The following is a 17,067-nucleotide window of genomic DNA, read 5'->3' on the forward strand; positions in this document are numbered from 1 at the left end:
TCCGGGCCCCTCCGGCCGTTCGTGCCCTCACGCACATGCTCCCTGGTCTCCGTCCGCACCGCGGCGGCGCGGTCGGCCGACGCGGGGAAGGAACGGCGGCGGGCCCGGAGCGGGAGGAGGCCGAGCCGCACGCGCGCCCCGCGCACACGGGGGATTCGGGAGCCGCACGGTGTGCCGCGGTTCCCGCTTCGCGTCACTTTAGTCCACTCTTCCCCCCGGTCAACCAACCGTCAGGCGCGCCCGCAAGGCGCATCCGGACGGGTCACACCACCCGAACGAGCCAGTACCACCTGTGGGGTACCTCACAGGACGCTCTGTTGACCAGCTTTGCCCCGCCTCCTTGCCTGTCGCCAGGCACCGGACGGTTTAACGTCGTACACATGCCGCCTTCCGAACACCACGCCACGGTCACCGACGAACTGGTAGCCGCCAACGAGCGCTACGCCGCCGGTTTCACCGATCCCGGGATGGACGCCCGCCCCGTCCGGAAAGTCGCCATCGTCGCCTGCATGGACGCACGCCTCGACCTCCACGAGGCCCTCGGCCTCGAACTGGGCGACTGCCACACCATCCGCAACGCGGGCGGCGTGGTCACCGACGACATCATCCGCTCGCTGACGATCAGCCAGCGCGCGCTGGGCACCCGCTCGGTCGCCCTCATCCACCACACCGGCTGCGGCCTGCTCGACCTCACCGAGGACTTCCGGTACGAGCTGGCGGCCGAGGTCGGCCAGCGCCCTGCCTGGGCGGTCGAGGCGTTCCGCGACCTGGACAGCGCTGTCCAGCAGTCGATGCAGCGGGTGCGCACCTCGCCGTTCCTCCCGTACCGCGACGATGTGCGCGGGTTTGTCTTCGACGTGCGGACGGGCCTGCTGCGGGAGATCGCCTCGGAGATCGCCCAGGAACAGTGACGTAACCGCTTCTCGACGTGAAGAATGGGCCAAGTGACAACGTATGACGAACACGTGAGCCTCAGCGATCTGACGACCACCGCGGACGAGGTACGCCGCTCGGTGGAGCGCGTGATCGAGGGCAAGCCGGAAGCGGTGCGGCTCTCGCTGACCGTGCTGCTCGCCGAGGGACACCTCCTGATCGAGGATGTGCCGGGCGTCGGCAAGACGATGCTCGCCAAGGCGCTCGCCAGGTCGATCGACTGCTCGGTGGCACGTATCCAGTTCACCCCGGACCTGCTGCCGTCCGACATCACGGGCGTGAGCGTCTACGACCAGCAGCGGAAGGACTTCGAGTTCAAGCCCGGCGCGATCTTCGCCCAGATCGTCATCGGCGACGAGATCAACCGCGCCTCGCCCAAGACCCAGTCGGCGCTGCTGGAGTCGATGGCGGAGCGGCAGGTGACCATCGACGGGCAGACGTACACCCTGCCCGACCCCTTCATGGTCGTCGCCACCCAGAACCCGGTCGAGATGGAGGGCACCTACCCCCTCCCCGAGGCCCAGCGCGACCGCTTCATGGCCCGGCTGTCCATCGGCTACCCCAGTCCGGCCGCCGAGCTGGAGATGCTCGACGTGCACGGCGGCGCGTCCCCGCTGGACGACCTCCAGCCGGTGGCACACGCCAGCGAGATCGTGAAGCTGGTCGAGGCGGTGCGCGGCGTGCACGTCGCGGACGCCGTACGCCGTTACGCGGTGGAGCTGGTCGCCGCCACCCGCAACCACCCCGACCTGCGGCTGGGCGCCTCGCCGCGGGCGACGCTGCACCTGGTGCGGGCCGCGAAGGCGGCGGCGGCGCTGAGCGGCCGTGAGTTCACCCTGCCCGACGACGTGCAGGCGCTGGCCGTGCCGGTGCTGGCGCACCGGCTGCTGCCCACCGCGCAGGCCCAGCTGAACCGGCGTACCGCCGAGCAGGTGGTGGCCGAGATCCTCCAGCGCACCCCGGTGCCCACGGCCGTGCCGCCGCACCCGGCGCCCGGCACTCCGGCACCGCCCGCGGGCGCGCCGCACCCGGGCGGGCTTCACCCGGGCGCGCCGCCCGCCGCGCAGGCGCCGCCCCCGCCCGTCCCGCCGCCGTACGGCCAGCAGCCCCGGGGTTACTGATGGCCTGGGGCCCCGAAGCCGACAGGGAGCAGCCGAGGGGCTCGCTGCGCAGCGCCTTCGGCGGCCTCACCACCCGCGGGCGCTCCTTCCTGGCCGCCGGCGTGGCGGCGGGGATATGCGCGTACGTGCTGGGCCAGTCCGACCTGCTGCGGGTAGGGATACTCCTGGCCGCGCTGCCGCTGGTGTGCGTGCTGGTGCTGCACCGCACCCGGCACCGGGTGACCGGTTCGCGGCGGCTGGCCCCGGCCCGGGTGCCCGCGGGCAGCGAGTCGCGCGTCCATCTGCGGGTCGACAACGTCTCCCGGCTGCCCACCGGACTGCTGATGCTGCAGGACCGGGTGCCGTACGTGCTGGGGCCGCGCCCCCGCTTCGTCCTGGACCGGGTGGAGCCCGGCGGAGGGCGCGAGGTCTCCTACCGGGTCCGGTCCGACCTGCGCGGGCGCTACCCGCTGGGACCGCTCCAGCTGCGGCTGTCCGACCCGTTCGGCATGTGCGAGCTGACCCGCTCCTTCAGCGCCTACGACACGCTCACCGTCGTCCCGCAGGTGCAGCCGCTGTCCCCGGTGCGGCTGGCCGGGGAGACCAGCGGCTACGGCGAGGGCCGCCAGCGCGCGCTCGCGCTGGCCGGCGACGACGACGTGATCCCCCGCACCTACCGGCACGGTGACGACTTGCGCCGCGTCCACTGGCGGTCCACCGCCAGGTACGGCGAGCTGATGGTGCGCCGCGAGGAGCAGCCGCAGAAGGCGCGCTGCACCGTCCTGCTGGACACCCGGCGCGCGGCGTACGCCGGTTCCGGCCCCGGTTCGCCCTTCGAATGGGCGGTCGCGGGCGCGGCCTCGGTCAGCCTCCACCTGCTGGAGCGCGGCTACGCGGTGCGGCTGCTGACCGACACCGGGGCGATGACCCCCGGCCCGGACGGCGGTGGCTTCGGCGGCGACTCCTCGGACACGGCGGGGCTGCTGCTGGACACCCTGGCCGTGGTCGAGCACTCGGCCGAGTACGGCATGGCCGCCGCCCACGACGTGCTGCGCGGCCACACCACGGGCCGCGAGGGGCTGCTGATCGCCTTCCTCGGGACGCTGGACGAGGAGCAGGCGGAGCTGGTCGGGCGGATGCGGCAGCGTACGAACCGGGCTGTGGCCTTCCTGACGCAGCCCGTCGCGCCGCTCGTCGGGCCGTTCACGGGACAGCCCGGCGGACCTGCCGGGCAGCCGCAGGAACACGAGCCCGACCCCGGCACCCGGGTGCTGCGGGAGGCGGGCTGGACGGTGCTGGCCGCCGGGCCGGGAGTACCGCTCGACGCCCTGTGGCGGGACGCGGACAGTGCGACGGTGAAGGGGCTGGAGCGATGAGTGGGCGGGGCAGGCTCGCGCTGTGCGCGGCCGTGGCGACGATCGCGGCGGCCTGCGCGCTGCTGCCGCTGGTGAGCCCGGCGACCTGGCTGCTCCAGGTCTCGATGCTGATCTGCGTGCAGACCGGGGTGGGCGTCGTGGGCAGAAGGGTGCCGCTGGCCCGTCCGCTGATCATCCTGGCGCAGGCGCTCGTCTCGCTGCTGCTGCTGACCGTGCTCTTCGCCGGTGACCAGGCGATCGGCGGCGTGCTGCCGTCGCCGGAGGTCTTCCGGGAGTTCGGTCAGCTGCTGACCGACGGATCGCAGGACGTGAGCGAGTACGCCGTGCCGGCCCCGGTCACCGACGGCATACGACTGATGCTGATCGGCGGCGTGCTGTCGATCGCGCTGCTCGTGGACGCCCTCGCGGTGACCTTCCGCAGCGCCGCGCCCGCCGGACTGCCGCTGCTGGCGCTCTACTCGGTGGCGGCCGGGCTGTCCGAGGACGGCGCGCGCTGGCTGTGGTTCCTGTGCGCGGCGGGCGGCTACCTGCTCCTCCTGCTGGCCGAGGGCCGGGAGCGGCTGTCCCAGTGGGGGCGGCTGTTCACCGACCGGACGCGCCCCGGCGCGCCCCCGTACCAGCCGGGCAGCGTGGGTGCACCGGTGCGCGCGCCGGTGCGCACGGGGCGGCGGATCGGCGCGGTGTCCCTGAGCATCGCGCTGCTGGTGCCGGCTCTGCTGCCCTCGCTCAGCGGCGGGCTGCTCGACTCGGTGGGCACCACGGGCGGCGGGCGGGGCGGCGATGGTGCGGTCTCGGCGGTGAATCCGCTCGTGGCGCTCCAGGACAGCCTCAACCAGCCGGAGAACCGCACGGTGCTGACCTACCGGAGCAAGGGCGCGCCGAACCGCGAGAAGTACCTGCGGATCGTCGCGCTGGACCAGTTCGACGGCTCCGCGTGGAAGCCCTCCGAGCGGCGCATCCGCTCGCTGCCCGACCCGCTGCCGACGCCGCGCGGGCTGAGCCCCGAGGTGGAGACGAAACCGGTCACCACCACCGTCAAGGCGGCCGACTGGTACGCGCAGAACTGGCTGCCGATGCCCTACCCGGCCAGCCGGGTGTCGGTCGACGGCCGCTGGCGCTTCGAACCGGAGGGCCGGACGCTGGTGGGCGACCGGGGGCAGACCACCCGCGGGGTGAACTACCGGGTGGAGAGCCTGTCGGTGCAGCCCACCCCCGAGCAGCTGGCGCAGGCGGGCGCCCCGCCGCAGTCCCTGGCGGAGGAGTACACACAGGTCCCCGACTCGCTGCCCGAGGTGGTGGCCGAGCAGGCGCAGGACGTCACCCGCGGCGCGGCCAACAACTACGAGCGCGCCATGAAGCTCCAGCAGTGGTTCGGGGAGGACGGCGGCTTCACCTACGACACCGAGGTGCGGGCGGGCACCGGCTCGGCGGCGATCGTCAACTTCCTGAAGCAGAAGGAGGGCTTCTGCATTCACTTCGCGTTCTCGATGGCCGCCATGGCGCGGACGCTGGGCATCCCGGCGCGCGTCGCCGTCGGCTTCACGCCGGGCACCTCGCAGGGTGACGGCACGATGGCGGTGGGCCTCCAGGACGCGCACGCGTGGCCGGAGCTGTACTTCGAGGGCGTCGGCTGGACGCGGTTCGAGCCGACCCCCACCCGAGGTACGGCGCCGCCCTACGCCATCCCGGACGCGCCGGAGGTCGACGCGGACCGGGAGGACCAGCTCCCCGAGCGGCCGGAGCTGTCGCCGCAGCCGGCCCCGGAGCCAAGCCAGTCCGAGGAGTGCACCGCCGCGGAGAAGCGGGCCGACCCGCAGTGCGGCCAGGCAGCCGCGCTGCCGGACAGCGGCTCCTCCGGCGGCGGGTTCCCGCTGCGCATGACGGTGCTGGGGGCCGGAGCGGCCGTGCTGCTGCTCGGCCTGCCGATCCTTCCCCTGCTGTGGCGGGTGCGGGCCCGCTCCAGACGGCTGGCCCGCGGGGCCGGCCCGCTGGAGGCGTGGCGCGAACTCCTGGACTGCGGCTGGGACTACGGCATCGCGCCGGACGAGGCGGCGACCCCGCGCAAGGCGGCGGAGCGGCTCGCCCGCGAGGGAGGGCTGCCGGAGGAGGCCGCCGAGTCGGCACACCGGGTCGCCCGCGCCCTCGAACAGGTGCTCTACGCTCCGGCGCCCGAGCCGGTACCCGGCCTGGCGGCGGACGTACTGCGGGTACGGGACGCGCTGCGCTCCGGGGCCTCCCGGCGGCTGCGGCTGCGGGCACTGCTGCTGCCCCGCTCGGCCGTACGGGTGACCTGGGCGGCCGCGGAGCGCCGGGCCGCGCTCGGCCGGTGGTGGCGCGGGGTGGTGCGGGTGCCGTTCGCCAAGAGGCCGGCGAAGGGCACGGAGTAGCGGAGCGGCCTCAGCCCGTGGCCGCCGGGCGGTCACGGGCTGAGGCCTGCGGCCGGGCGACGCCACGGCGGCGCGCGGCGGAAACGCAGGAAGGGTGGGGCCGCCTGGAGAGGCGGCCCCACCCTTCCTGACCGTCATAGGTCAAGGTCATACGTGGTACGTCGCACGTGATACGTCGTGCATCAGGCGAGAGAGCGGGCGGCAAGGCGGGAGGGAACTAACCCTGCTCGTCCCGGCGGCGCTGCCAGCGCTCCTCGATGCGGTTCATCACGGAACGGCGCTGCCGTGGCTGGCGGCGCTGCCGCGTACCGCTGCCCCCGGCCCCGCCCGGTGGCGCGGAGCCCGGATCGCCTGCGGCCTGCTGCTCCTCCCCCGGCTTGGGGGCCTTGCGCCAGCCGGTCACCGCGAGCACGGCACAGCCGAGCATGACGAGGAAACCAACGACACTGACCCAGATCTGCTGGGCGACCATACCGGCCATGAGGAGCGCGATGCCCACCAGAAAGCCCGCGACCGCCTGGTACACCCGCTTGCGGGTGTACTTGCGCAGCTCGCTTCCCTCGAGCGCTGTCGCGAACTTGGGATCTTCGGCGTACAGCGCTCGCTCCATCTGCTCGAGCATGCGCTGCTCGTGCTCAGAGAGCGGCACGGAGTCCTCCTACTCGTCGGTCGCGGGGGCGACCGGATGCGACCCTTCAAGGATAGGCAGGGAATCGCCCCCGTGAAACCCGCCCTCTACGCCAATTCCTCGCACTTACGCCCGCATGCCGGGCAGTGGTGATGGTCGGTGCATTCCGTGCATTCCCTCACCGCCTTTCCGTCATGCCGGACGGTGTGCCTCGATCATACGGCGAGTAGCAGCCAATCGGGCGGGCTGTGCTCTACCGCACCTCGGCCAGCACGTGCAGCTGGCCGGCCACCGCGTGGAAGGCGGGCAGCCCCGAGGCCGCGGCCTCCAGTCGGCCCAGCGCCTCCTGTGCGTCGGCCTCCGACTCCTCCGTCGCCCCCGGCACCAGATCCGCGAAGATCCGCACGCCGTGCACGGAGGCCACCTCCAGCCCGGTGGCGGTGACCAGACCGGTCAGCTGCTCGGCGGTGAAGCGGCGCGGCACCGGGTCGCCGTCGCCCCAGCTGCCGGCCGGAGCGGTGAGTGCCTGCCGCGCCTCGCTGAAGTGGCCCGCCAGGGCGCGGGCCAGCACGGCGCCGCCCAGCCCGGCGGCGAGCAGGCTGAGCGTCCCGCCGGACGGGCGGAGCGCGGCCACGGCGTTCCGCAGCCCCTCCGCCGGATCGTCCACGTACTCCAGGACCCCGTGGCACAGCACCGCGTCGGAGCCGGCGCGCTCGGCGACGTCGAACAGCCCGTGCACGTCCCCCTGCACGCCGCGCACCCGCTCGGCGACCCCGGCCTCCGCCGCCCGGCGCTCCAGCGCGAACAGCGCGTCGGGGCTGGGGTCGACCACAGTGACGCGGTGGCCGAGGCGGGCGACCGGCACCGCGAAGTTGCCGGTGCCGCCGCCGGTGTCCAGGACGTCCAGGACGTCCCGGCCGGTGCTCTTGACCCGCTGGTCGAGCGCGTCCTTCAGCACCTCCCAGACCACGGCGGTACGGAGGGAAGCGCTGGGGCGGGACATGGCGGTGGCTCCTCGGCAACTGTGGTGCGGGCGAGTCCCAGCGTAACCGCAGGCCGGGCGGCGGGCGGCGGGCGCCGTGCCCCGGGGGGGGCGGCCCCCCGTCCGGCACTCCCTGCCGAGCCGCGCCACCCGCCGCCGCGCGTCACCCCGCACGCGAACGCGCGCGCCAGCCCTCCTCGTCCGCCGGGGCCACCCGCGGCTGCGGCAGCGCGGGCTGGGACACCAGCATCCGCTCGACGAGCCGCAGGAAGACCCCGGCGTCCCGGACGAGGTCGTCGGCGTCCCGCCAGCAGGCCGCGGCGGGGATACCCGCCTCGGCGCGCGCCCGGCGCGCGGCGCCGGAGGCGAACAGGGCGCTCCACTCGGTCAGTTCGGGTGCGACCTCGGGCAGCACCTCCCAGGCGCTGCGTATCGCTCCCGGGCGGACTCTCCGCCTGGGCGGGCCGCCTCGGCGGCGGGGGCTCGGCTCCTCGGGGCGGACGCGGACGGCGAGGACCGCCGCCGCGGTGCGCAGCGCGGCGAGGTGCGCCGTGGCGTAGCGCTCGTTGGCCGTCTCCATGGCCATCGCCTCGTCGAGCCCGTGCTGCGCCTGGGCGAGCAGGTCGAGCGCGGCGGGCGGCGCCGAGGCGCGGCGGAGGACGGGGTGGACATCGTTCGGGGGCCCGTGCATGGCGAACCTCCTGCAGTCGTCTGACGGTTCCGATGATTCGGCCGTATGGACATATCGTTGCGCATGCCACTGACAATCGCTGTGACCTGCGCAGACGCACGCCTCCAGGGAGCTGCGGAAGCCATCGGCACGGGGCGGGGCGCGGTGGAGCGGCTGGCCGCCCCGCAGGAAGCCGCCCACGCCCGCCGCCCGTTCGTCGGCCCCGTCCCGGTCTGTGAGAATCTGCGCCATGGACACGAGCAGCACGCGTCGCAGGGCAACCCGGCAGAAGCTCTACGAGGCGGCGGTCACGCTCATCGCCGAGCAGGGCTTCTCCTCCACCACCGTGGACGAGATCGCCGACCGTGCGGGCGTCGCCAAGGGCACGGTCTACTACAACTTCAAAAGCAAGACCGAACTCTTCGAGGAACTCCTGCGCCACGGCGTCTCGCTGCTCACCACCGACCTCCAGCGGGCCGCCGACGCCACGCTCGAGAGAGGCGGCAGCCGGGTGGAGGCGCTGGACTCGATGATCCGCGCCGGGCTCCACTTCATCGACCGCTACCCGGCCTTCACCCAGCTCTACGTGGCCGAGCTGTGGCGCACCAACCGCGCCTGGCGGCCCACCCTGACGGTGCTGCGGCAGCAGGTGATCGCCGTGGTCGAGACCGTGCTGCGCGACGCGGTGGCCAAGGAGGAGCTGAGCGAGGAGGTCGACGTGCAGCTGACCGCCGCCGCGCTGGTGGGGATGGTCCTGGTGTCCGCGCTGGACTGGCAGTCCTTCCAGCCGGAGCGTTCGCTGGACGAGGTGCACGGCGCGCTGAGCATGCTGGTGCAGGGACGGGTGGGCGGCCCGGTCGCGTAGGCCCTCCGGGCGGCGGGCCGGCGCGCGGCGGTTAGAGTCCCTGGTCATGGCACGGATTGCGGTGATCGGCGCCGGCCTGGGCGCCATGGCGGCGGCGGCACGGCTGGCGGTCGCCGGGAACCAGGTGACCGTCCTCGAGCGCACCGGCACCTACGGCGGCGCCGTACGGCGCTGGGAGCGCGACGGCTTCGCCTTCGACACCGGCCCCGGACTGCTGCGGCTGCCCGCCGTCTACCGGGACCTGTTCGTCAAGACCGGCCGCGAGCCGCTGGAGGAGTGCGTCGGGCTGACCCAGGTCGACCCGGCCGCGCGCCACCACTTCGCGGACGGCACCACCGTCACCCTCCCGAACGCCTCCCGCGCCGGAGTCACGGCGGCGCTGGACGCGGCGCTCGGCGCGGGCGCGGGCGCCCGCTGGAACGAACTGCTGGCCCGTGCCCGCACGGTCTGGGAGGCGACCCGCCGCCCGCTGCTGGAGGAGCCGCTCGACTTCGGGCCCGCCCGGGAGGCCCTGGAGCGCGACCCCTACCCGGCGCCGCGCAGACGCGGACTCCTGCGCCGCCGCGCCCCGCTGCTCGCCGAGGCCGGCGCCGCCGAACTGCGCGACGCGCGGCTGACGGCCCTGCTGGAGAGCGGCGCGCTCGCGTACGGCCTGCTGCCCGGGCGGGCACCGGCGAGCGCGGCGGTACTGCCCTACCTGGAGCAGACCTTCGGCACCTGGTACGTCCAAGGCGGCATGCGGGAGCTGGCGACGGCGGTGTACGAGCGGTGCCTGGCGCGCCGGGTGGAGTTCCGCTTCACCTCTCCGGCCGCGCGCGTGCTGGTGCGGGACGGCCGGGCGGCCGGGGTGGAACTGGCCGGGGACGGGGGGACGGTGGAGGCCGACACGGTCGTCTGGGGTGGCGGCCCGGTGGTGCCCGGTGCGGGCGCCGGGCAGGAGGCCGCTGCCGCCGCCGGGGACACCGGGGCCGGCGCGCGCTTCACCGTGCTGCTCGCGCTGCGCGGCGCGCGCCCCCAGGACACCGCGCACCGCACCGTCGTGCACGGCACGGACCGCACGGTCACGGTGCTGCGCCCGGACGACCCGGCGCTGCGCCCCGACGGCGCGCACGAGACGGCGGTGCTGTCGGCCGTACTGCCCGGCGCCGCCGGGGCGGGCGACCCGGAACGGCTGGCGGACGAGCTGCTGGCCACCGTCGACGCCGCCGGTCTGGGTCTCGGCGCGCGGGTGCTGTGGCGGGTGCCGCGCACCCCTGCGGACAACGAGGCCGAGACCGCGGCCCCCGGCGGGCTGGTGCCCCCGCCCGCGCTGGCGGGTGCGGGGGGCACGTACCTGCAAGCGCCCAACCGGACGCCGGTCGAGGGCCTGTACCGGGTGGGCGGCTGGGCACACCCCGGCGGCGGGCTCGCGCACGCCGGGATGTCGGGGGCGCTGGTGGCCGGACTGATCGTGGGCGGCGCGGACTGGCGCGGTTCGAGCTGACGGCCCGGCGCCGCCCGCTCAGTAGCCTCGCGGCTCGTCGTAGTAGCCGTTGCCCGAGGGGTCGTAGGCGTCGTAACCGGCGCCGTAGGGCACGCCGTCCGGGCTCTGCCCCTGCGCGCCCTCCTGGTACGGGTACGGCTGCTCGGGCGGCGGCGGCGTGCCCGCGTCGCGCTGCTGCGGCATCCACACGCCGCCGGGCGGCGTCTCCGGGTAGGCGCTCTGCGGGCTCTGTGCGCCGAGCGGGCTTCCCGCGTACGGCGGCTGCGGGTAGGGGGCGTCGGCGTAGGGATCGGGCTGGTACGGGTCCGGCTGGTACGCGTCGCCGCCGTAGGACTGCTGCGGGGCGGCGTACTGGCCCGGGGCGTACCCGGGCTGCTCGGGCGCGTACGAGGGCGGCGGTGGCGGTGTCCCCGCGCCGCTGACCGCGTCGAAGGCGGCGGTGGCGTACTGGGCGGAGTCGTAGCCGGCGCCGTCGTACTGCCCGCCGTCGTAGGCGGGGTAGGTCTCGGTCTCCGCCGCGGCGTACCGGTGCTGCTCGTCCCAGCCGCCGTACCCGGGCGCCTGGCCCGGGAGCGGCGGCTCCTGGTCGGGGGCCTGGCCGGGGATCTGGGCGGACTGCTGCGGCTCCTGCTGACCGCCGCGGTCGTACACGCCGTACCCGCCGGTGTCATCGGGCAGCGGCTGCGGCTCGTACGTCTCCAGGCCGGAGACCTGGAGCACCGGCTCCACGTCCGCCGCCTCCTGCCCGTCCGGGCCGCCCGCCCGCCTGCGGCGGCTGGAGCCGGGCTTACCGCCGAGCGCCCAGCCGGTGGAGAAGCCGCGGCGGTAGGAGAGGGTGACGAAGGTCTGGCCGACCGCGAAGGCCATCGCGCCCAGGGCGATCACGGCGATCGAGGAGAGCACCGCCACTCCGACGACCACTGTGGAGAAGCCGCCGAAGGCCAGCAGCCGCCAGCGCAGCCGCGCCTTGTACTGCAGCAGGACCTCGCCCAGCAGCCACAGCGCGACCACTCCGAACGCGATATAGAGGACCGCCCAGCCCATGTACGCCCCTCTTCCCGCCCGTGCAGCTCTGTCAGCTCGGGGACTGCCCGTGCAGTCCCAGATTCTCGTAGATCTCCAGTGTCGCCGTGGAGTGGTTGAGCGTAATGAAGTGGAGTCCGGGGATGTCCTCGGCCATCAGCCTCGCGCACAGCTCCGTGGCGTACTCGATCCCGATTGAGCGTACAGCGGCCGGGTCGTCTTTGACCGCGAGGATGCGTTCGGCGAGGCCCGGCGGGAAGGTGGCGTTGCTCAGTTTGGCGAAACGCTCGATCTGCCGCCAGTTGGTGACCGGCATGATCTCCGGGATGATGGGCGTCTCGCAGCCCGCCGCGGAGACGCTGTCGCGCAGCCGCAGATAGTCCTCGGCGTTGAAGAACATCTGCGTGATCGCGTAGTCCGCCCCTGCGCGGCACTTGTCCACGAAGTGGCGCACGTCGGTGTCCCAGTCCGTCGAGCGCGGGTGCATCTCGGGGAAGGCGGCCACGCCGACGCAGAAGTCCCCGGACTCCTTGATCAGCTCCACCAGCTCCGCCGCGTACCCCAGGCCCTCCGGGTGGCGCACCCACTCGCCCATCGGGTCGCCGGGCGGGTCGCCGCGCACCGCCAGGACGTTGCGGATGCCCGCGCCCGCGTACTGGCCGATGACGTTGCGCAGCTCCGCACGCGAGTGGTTGACCGCCGTCAGGTGCGCGACGGGGGTGAGCGTGGTCTCGGTGGCGATCCGCTCGGTGGAGGTGACCGTGCCCTCCCGGGAGGAACCGCCCGCGCCGTACGTCACGGAGACGAAGGTCGGCGCGACCGCCTCGATGCGCCGCAGGGCGTCCCAGAGCGTCCGCTCGCCCTTCTCCGTCTTCGGCGCGAAGAACTCGAAGGAGTACGAGCGGGTGCCTGAGGCGAGCAGATCACGAACCGCCGGAGTGCGAGCTGTCCTGGTGGAAGAGGTACCAAGGGCCATGAGTGCAGGTTAGCCGCCCGCACAAGACCGCCTCGCCAGCGCCGTACGCTATGCCCCTTCTGTCCGCTCCTCGGCCGCCTGGTGTCCCTCAGCGGCTGAGTGGACGCTCGCGCAGCCGACGGGCCAGGTCGGCGGCGGCCCCGGCCGGGTCGGCGGCCTCGGTGAGTGCGCGGACGACGACGACACGCCGGGCTCCGGCGTCCAGCACCTCGTCCAGGTTCCCGGCGTCGATGCCGCCGATCGCGAACCAGGGGCGGGCCGGGGAGAGCGCGGCCGTGTGCCGCACGAGCGGCAGGCCGGGGGCGGCGCGGCCGGGCTTGGTGGGGGTCGGCCAGCACGGGCCGGTGCAGAAGTAGTCCACGCCCGGCTCGGCCAGGGCCGCCGCCACCTCGTGCTCCGCGTGCGTCGACCGGCCGACGAGCACGTCCTCGGGGCCGCCGCCCAGGATGGCGCGGGCGGCCGGGACGGGCAGGTCGCCCTGGCCCAGGTGCAGCACGTCGGCGCCGACGGCGTGCGCCACGTCCGCCCGGTCGTTGACCGCGAGCAGCGCGCCGTGCCGACGGCAGGCCGCCGCGAACACGGCCAGGTGGTCCAGCTCCTCCGCCGCCTCCATGCCCTTGTCGCGCAGCTGCACGATGTCGACCCCCGAGCCGAGCACCGCGTCGAGGAACTCGGGCAGGTCGCCCCGCTCCCTGCGGGCGTCGGTGCACAGGTACAGCCGGGAGGCCGCCAGCCGCTCGCGGGCGGTGCCGGGCAGGGGCGGATGGGCGGTACGGGACATGGCGCGTTCCCCCGAGAAGGGGTGCATGGGCCTGGCGCGGCCCATGCACCGGTGTGGTGTGGTGTCGTGTCGTTGTGCGGTGCGGACCGGTGCGGTCCGGTCCGTCGTTCAGGGGCGCCGGCCGGGCCGCGCGGCCCGCTCAGACCGCGAGAGCCTGGGCGCGGCGCTTCACCTCTGTCCCGCGGTTCTCGCGCAGCGCCTGCGCCGGAGTCCCGGGCAGGCTGTCATCGGGTGTGAACAGCCACTCCAGCATCTCCTCGTCGCTGAAGCCGTCGTCCTTGAGGAGCGTGATGGTGCCCACCAGGCCCTTCACCACTCTGCCGTCGCCGACGAAGTCGGCGGGCACCTGGAGTACGCGGTTCTCCCCCCGCCGCACCGCGATCAGCTGGCCCTCCTTGACCAGCTGCCGGATACGGGTCACGGGGACGTCGAGCTGCTCCGCGACGTCGGGAAGGGTGAGCCAGGCGGGGACGAGAGCATCGGTCTTTGCGTCAATCTCGGTCACATGCACAAGACTGCCACCTCGCACTGACAGTCACTACCGCAGTGCCTTCTTCAGTGCGAGCGCCGGGTCCGAGACGAGCACCGGGTCCAGCCGCGTGCCCTGCGCTACGAGCTTGCGCCCCTGCGCCAGGTCGCGCGGGCGCCCGACAGCCAGCAGCGCGGTCAGCGCGCCGTCCCGCAGCCAGCACACCGACCAGGCCGCACCGCCCGGATCGCCGCGCCGCACCAGCTCGTCCCCCTCCGAGTGCTGCCCGACGTACTGCACGAAGCGGCCGAACTGCTCGGACCAGAAGTACGGCACGGGGTCGTACTCCACGCTCTCCTCGGCCCGCCCCGCGCGGCACTCGGCCACCAAATTCGCGGCGACCACCCGGGGGCCCTGGAGCGCGTTGTCCCAGTGGTGCACCAGCAGCCGCCTGCCGTAGCGGGCGGAGGGGAAGGAGGCGCAGTCGCCGACGGCGTACACGTGCGCCTGCGAGGTGCGCAGCCCCGCGTCCGCCCGGACCGAGCCGTCCGGGCACAGCGCGACGCCCGATCCGGCCAGCCAGCCGGTCGCGGGCCGCGCCCCGACGCCGACGACGACCGCGTCGGCGGCGAGCCGCTCGCCGTCCGCGAGCAGCACGCCGTCCGCCGCGACGGCGGTCACCGGGATGCCGACGCGCAGCCGGACCCCGCCCTCGGCGTACCAGTCGCGCATGTGCTCGGTGACCTCCGGCGGCAGTACGCCCGCCAGCGGCAGTCCGGCGGCCTCCACGACCGTCACCTCGCAGCCCGCCTCGCGCGCGGCCGTCGCGAACTCGGCGCCGATCCAGCCCGCGCCGACGACCACGACGGAGCCGCGCCCCAGCAGCACGGGGCGCAGCCGGGCGGCGTCGTCGAGCGTGCGCAGCAGGTGGACCCCGGGGCCGGGACCCGCCGCGATGCCCGCTTCCCAGCCGGGCGGCACGACGGGCTCGGCGCCGGTCGCCAGGACCAGCCGGTCGTAGGCGAGGGTGCCGCCGGCGGCGAGGTCCAGCCGGTGCGCCGAGGGCCGCAGCCCGGTGACCACGCGGCCCAGCTCCAGCCCGATGGCCAGGTCGTCGTAGTCGATGTCGAACTCCGAGCCCTCGACCTTGCCGAGCAGCACCGCCTTGGACAGCGGCGGCCGGTCGTACGGCCGGTGCGGTTCGGCGCCGATCAGCGTGACGGCGCCCGCCCAGCCCTGCTCGCGCAGTTGGACGGCGGTCTGCACCCCGGCCATCCCGGCTCCGACGATGACGACGTGTTCGGGTGCCGGATTCCGCTCAGGGCTGTCAGTCACCCCGTCACTCTAACGACCAGGCGCGCGCGGGCCGGCCCCACCAGGGCCGGGCATGGAGCCGCCCGGCCGTCAGCCCGGCACCTGCTCCACCGCGCTGGTGCCGCTGCCCGGCTGCGACTCCCACTGCCAGCCCTCCTCCAGCCGCAGCCGGCCGTCGGGCAGCGCCGTGACGCGGCTGACGCAGTGCCCGGAGGCGGTGGTCCCGTCCGAGCGCAATGGGACGTAGCGGAAGTCGAGCCGGTCGCCCGTGCGCGTCCCGACCAGCTGGCCGCGCGCGACGTCACCGCCCTCGTACGCGGCCCACACCTGGCCGTCGAGCGAGGGGTGCACGGTCGGGCTCCCGGGGGTGCGGAGGCTTCGGCGCACGCCCCGGGACCGTACGGACGGCGGAGTGCACCGGCTCCTTGCCCGGCGCCCGGAGGGGCGCAGTAGGGTGGCGAGCGTACGACATACGCGGGAGCCCGGACGTACCGGGCTGAGAGGGAGGCTGACGGCCTCCGACCGTACGAACCTGATCCGGGTCATACCGGCGAAGGGAGGACTGCTTTCCCATGCGCGGCGCGCATCCCCGAACGGACGTGCTCGTCCTGGGCGGCGGCATCATCGGACTGGTCACCGCCTGGCGGGCGGCGCAGCGCGGCCTGCGTACCGAGGTCGTGGACCCGGCGCCCGGCGGCGGCGCGGCGCGGGTGGCGGCCGGCATGCTCGCCGCGGTCACCGAGCTGCACTACGGCGAGGAGGCCCTGCTGGCCCTCAACCTCGCCTCCGCCGAACGCTACCCGGACTTCGTCCGGGAGCTGGAGGAGGCCAGCGGCCTGCCGACCGGCTACCGGGCCTGCGGCACCCTCGCGGTCGCCCTCGACGCCGACGACCGGGCGGACCTGCGCGAGCTGCACGCCCTCCAGCAGCGCTGCGGGCTGGACTCCCAGTGGCTCTCCGGCCGCGACTGCCGGCGTCTGGAGCCCATGCTGTCCCCTTCCGTGCGCGGCGGTCTCCGGGTGGACGGCGACCACCAGGTCGATCCGCGCCGCCTGGCCGCCGCGCTGCTGGCCGCCTGCGAACGGGCGGGCGTGGCCTTCCGCCGCGTGGCGGCGGCCCGGCTGGCGGTCGCGGGCGACCGCGCCACCGGGGCCGTGCTGGCGGACGGCACCGAGGTGGGCGCGGCGCACACGGTGCTGGCCACCGGTCCGGACAGCGGGCGGCTGGCCGGCGTGCCCGGCGAGGTGCTGCCCCCCGTACGGCCGGTCAAGGGGCAGGTCGTGCGGCTACGGGTGCCGGACGCGTACGCGCCCTTCCTCTCCCGTACGGTGCGCGCCGTGGTGCGCGGCGGGCACCTCTACCTCGTGCCGCGCGCCGACGGCGAGCTGGTGGTGGGCGCCACCAGCGAGGAACTGGGCTGGGACGTCACGGTGACCGCCGGCGGGGTCTACGAGCTGCTGCGCGACGCGCACGAGCTGATCCCGGGCATCACCGAACTGCCGCTGGCCGAGACCGGCGCCGGACTGCGGCCCGCCTCCCCGGACAACGCCCCGCTGCTGGGGCCCACCGCGCTTCCCGGCCTGATCATGGCCACCGGGCACCACCGCAACGGGGTGCTGCTCACCCCGGTCACCGGTGACGTGCTCGGTGAGCTGCTGGCCACCGGCGAACTCCCCGAGCACGCCCGCCCCTTCACGCCGCGCCGGTTCGGCGCGCCCCTCTCCCAGGAGCAGCCAGGATGAACGGCACCACCGACTCCACCCGCACCGTGACCGTCAACGGGGAGGCCCGGCGCGTGCCCGGCGGCCTCACCCTCGACCTGCTCGTCGGCCAGCTGACGGCCGCCCCCGCCGGGGTCGCGGCGGCCGTCAACGAGACGGTCGTACCGCGCGGCCGGTGGGCGCGGACCGCGCTCGCCGACGGCGACCGGGTCGAGGTCCTGACCGCCGTACAGGGAGGCTGAGACCCGCCATGAGCAGCACCGACACCACCGCGGACACCCGTACCAGCACCAGCACCGCCACCGCGGGCACCGCCACCGCTCCCGATCCGCTGCTCCTGGGCGGCGCCTCCTTCACCT

Annotated in this window: 17 protein-coding genes and 1 riboswitch; of the genes, 8 read left to right on the forward strand and 9 right to left on the reverse strand. The window is 74.7% G+C overall.

Annotation, left to right across the window (positions count from 1 at the left end; genetic code table 11):
* Positions 1-380: 380 nt before the first annotated feature.
* The 4 genes from H299_RS0124355 to H299_RS0124370 are packed head-to-tail and all read left to right on the forward strand — an operon-like array spanning position 381 to position 5,796.
* Positions 381-911, forward strand: coding sequence for a beta-class carbonic anhydrase (locus H299_RS0124355; protein ID WP_027750534.1), 531 nt, complete (start codon positions 381-383; stop codon positions 909-911).
* Positions 912-944: 33 nt separating this feature from the next.
* Positions 945-2,054: an AAA family ATPase gene (locus tag H299_RS36040; RefSeq protein WP_037760722.1), complete on the forward strand. Its 1,110-nt coding sequence runs from the start codon at positions 945-947 to the stop codon at positions 2,052-2,054.
* A complete protein-coding gene (locus tag H299_RS0124365) occupies positions 2,054-3,409 on the forward strand; it encodes a DUF58 domain-containing protein (protein WP_027750535.1) in 1,356 nt (451 codons plus the stop codon). Before H299_RS36040 ends, H299_RS0124365 begins: the two co-directional genes overlap by 1 nt.
* Positions 3,406-5,796 (forward strand): transglutaminase TgpA family protein, encoded by a 2,391-nt coding sequence (locus H299_RS0124370; RefSeq protein WP_027750536.1) that lies wholly within the window; start codon positions 3,406-3,408, stop codon positions 5,794-5,796. The genes H299_RS0124365 and H299_RS0124370 overlap by 4 nt, the downstream gene beginning before the upstream one ends.
* 217 nt (positions 5,797-6,013) lie before the next feature.
* Here H299_RS0124370 and H299_RS0124375 read toward each other — a convergent pair whose 3' ends face one another.
* The 3 genes from H299_RS0124375 to H299_RS36045 all read right to left on the reverse strand — a co-directional run bounded on the left by H299_RS0124375 (position 6,014) and on the right by H299_RS36045 (position 8,097).
* Positions 6,014-6,445: a DUF3040 domain-containing protein gene (locus H299_RS0124375; protein ID WP_027750537.1), complete on the reverse strand. Its 432-nt coding sequence runs from the start codon at positions 6,443-6,445 to the stop codon at positions 6,014-6,016.
* Between the two features lie 232 nt (positions 6,446-6,677).
* The gene (locus tag H299_RS0124380) at positions 6,678-7,427 is read right to left on the reverse strand and encodes a methyltransferase (RefSeq protein ID WP_027750538.1); all 750 of its coding nucleotides are present in this window, start codon (positions 7,425-7,427) and stop codon (positions 6,678-6,680) included.
* A 142-nt stretch (positions 7,428-7,569) separates the two neighbouring features.
* Positions 7,570-8,097 (reverse strand): SAV_6107 family HEPN domain-containing protein, encoded by a 528-nt coding sequence (locus tag H299_RS36045; RefSeq protein WP_051262802.1) that lies wholly within the window; start codon positions 8,095-8,097, stop codon positions 7,570-7,572.
* Positions 8,098-8,326: 229 nt separating this feature from the next.
* On the opposite strand from H299_RS36045, the gene H299_RS0124390 reads away from it, so the two are divergent.
* Positions 8,327-8,941, forward strand: coding sequence for a TetR/AcrR family transcriptional regulator (locus H299_RS0124390; RefSeq protein WP_027750539.1), 615 nt, complete (start codon positions 8,327-8,329; stop codon positions 8,939-8,941).
* A 46-nt stretch (positions 8,942-8,987) separates the two neighbouring features.
* On the forward strand, positions 8,988-10,424 hold the full coding sequence (locus H299_RS0124395; RefSeq protein WP_037760485.1) for a phytoene desaturase family protein: 1,437 nt from the start codon (positions 8,988-8,990) through the stop codon (positions 10,422-10,424).
* Between the two features lie 18 nt (positions 10,425-10,442).
* Here H299_RS0124395 and H299_RS36050 read toward each other — a convergent pair whose 3' ends face one another.
* The 6 genes from H299_RS36050 to H299_RS36055 form a co-directional block, all read right to left on the reverse strand.
* On the reverse strand, positions 10,443-11,468 hold the full coding sequence (locus tag H299_RS36050) for a hypothetical protein (protein ID WP_051262803.1): 1,026 nt from the start codon (positions 11,466-11,468) through the stop codon (positions 10,443-10,445).
* 31 nt (positions 11,469-11,499) lie between these two features.
* A complete protein-coding gene (metF, locus tag H299_RS0124405) occupies positions 11,500-12,423 on the reverse strand; it encodes a methylenetetrahydrofolate reductase [NAD(P)H] (protein ID WP_027750541.1) in 924 nt (307 codons plus the stop codon).
* 88 nt (positions 12,424-12,511) lie between these two features.
* Positions 12,512-13,204, reverse strand: coding sequence for a thiamine phosphate synthase (thiE, locus tag H299_RS0124410; protein ID WP_027750542.1), 693 nt, complete (start codon positions 13,202-13,204; stop codon positions 12,512-12,514).
* Positions 13,205-13,343: 139 nt separating this feature from the next.
* Complete coding sequence (locus H299_RS0124415) at positions 13,344-13,709, reverse strand: Rv2175c family DNA-binding protein (RefSeq protein WP_027750543.1); 366 nt, start codon at positions 13,707-13,709, stop codon at positions 13,344-13,346.
* 33 nt (positions 13,710-13,742) lie between these two features.
* On the reverse strand, positions 13,743-14,948 hold the full coding sequence (locus H299_RS0124420; protein ID WP_051262804.1) for an oxidoreductase: 1,206 nt from the start codon (positions 14,946-14,948) through the stop codon (positions 13,743-13,745).
* A gap of 129 nt (positions 14,949-15,077) precedes the next feature.
* Complete coding sequence (locus tag H299_RS36055) at positions 15,078-15,374, reverse strand: avidin-fold protein (RefSeq protein ID WP_051262805.1); 297 nt, start codon at positions 15,372-15,374, stop codon at positions 15,078-15,080.
* A 77-nt stretch (positions 15,375-15,451) separates the two neighbouring features.
* A riboswitch (TPP riboswitch) is annotated at positions 15,452-15,564 on the forward strand.
* On the opposite strand from H299_RS36055, the gene thiO reads away from it, so the two are divergent.
* Together thiO and thiS are read left to right on the forward strand one after the other, a co-directional pair.
* Complete coding sequence (thiO, locus tag H299_RS0124430; protein ID WP_027750545.1) at positions 15,560-16,729, forward strand: glycine oxidase ThiO; 1,170 nt, start codon at positions 15,560-15,562, stop codon at positions 16,727-16,729. It overlaps the preceding riboswitch by 5 nt.
* Positions 16,726-16,950, forward strand: coding sequence for a sulfur carrier protein ThiS (gene thiS, locus H299_RS0124435; RefSeq protein WP_027750546.1), 225 nt, complete (start codon positions 16,726-16,728; stop codon positions 16,948-16,950). Before thiO ends, thiS begins: the two co-directional genes overlap by 4 nt.
* Positions 16,951-17,067 lie beyond the last annotated feature (117 nt).

This window comes from Streptomyces sp. CNH287 (assembly GCF_000424825.1).

Excerpts from the sequence above, each read along its gene's own strand:
- H299_RS0124380 (WP_027750538.1), bottom strand. The coding sequence starts at position 7,427 with ATGTCCCGCCCCAGCGCTTCCCTCCGTACCGCCGTGGTCTGGGAGGTG.
- thiO (WP_027750545.1), top strand. The coding sequence starts at position 15,560 with ATGCGCGGCGCGCATCCCCGAACGGACGTGCTCGTCCTGGGCGGCGGC.
- H299_RS36045 (WP_051262802.1), bottom strand. The coding sequence starts at position 8,097 with ATGCACGGGCCCCCGAACGATGTCCACCCCGTCCTCCGCCGCGCCTCG.
- H299_RS0124420 (WP_051262804.1), bottom strand. The coding sequence starts at position 14,948 with ATGGCCGGGGTGCAGACCGCCGTCCAACTGCGCGAGCAGGGCTGGGCG.
- H299_RS0124370 (WP_027750536.1), top strand. The coding sequence starts at position 3,406 with ATGAGTGGGCGGGGCAGGCTCGCGCTGTGCGCGGCCGTGGCGACGATC.
- thiS (WP_027750546.1), top strand. The coding sequence starts at position 16,726 with ATGAACGGCACCACCGACTCCACCCGCACCGTGACCGTCAACGGGGAG.
- H299_RS36050 (WP_051262803.1), bottom strand. The coding sequence starts at position 11,468 with ATGGGCTGGGCGGTCCTCTATATCGCGTTCGGAGTGGTCGCGCTGTGG.
- H299_RS0124390 (WP_027750539.1), top strand. The coding sequence starts at position 8,327 with ATGGACACGAGCAGCACGCGTCGCAGGGCAACCCGGCAGAAGCTCTAC.
- thiE (WP_027750542.1), bottom strand. The coding sequence starts at position 13,204 with ATGTCCCGTACCGCCCATCCGCCCCTGCCCGGCACCGCCCGCGAGCGG.
- H299_RS0124355 (WP_027750534.1), top strand. The coding sequence starts at position 381 with ATGCCGCCTTCCGAACACCACGCCACGGTCACCGACGAACTGGTAGCC.
- metF (WP_027750541.1), bottom strand. The coding sequence starts at position 12,423 with ATGGCCCTTGGTACCTCTTCCACCAGGACAGCTCGCACTCCGGCGGTT.
- H299_RS0124365 (WP_027750535.1), top strand. The coding sequence starts at position 2,054 with ATGGCCTGGGGCCCCGAAGCCGACAGGGAGCAGCCGAGGGGCTCGCTG.
- H299_RS0124395 (WP_037760485.1), top strand. The coding sequence starts at position 8,988 with ATGGCACGGATTGCGGTGATCGGCGCCGGCCTGGGCGCCATGGCGGCG.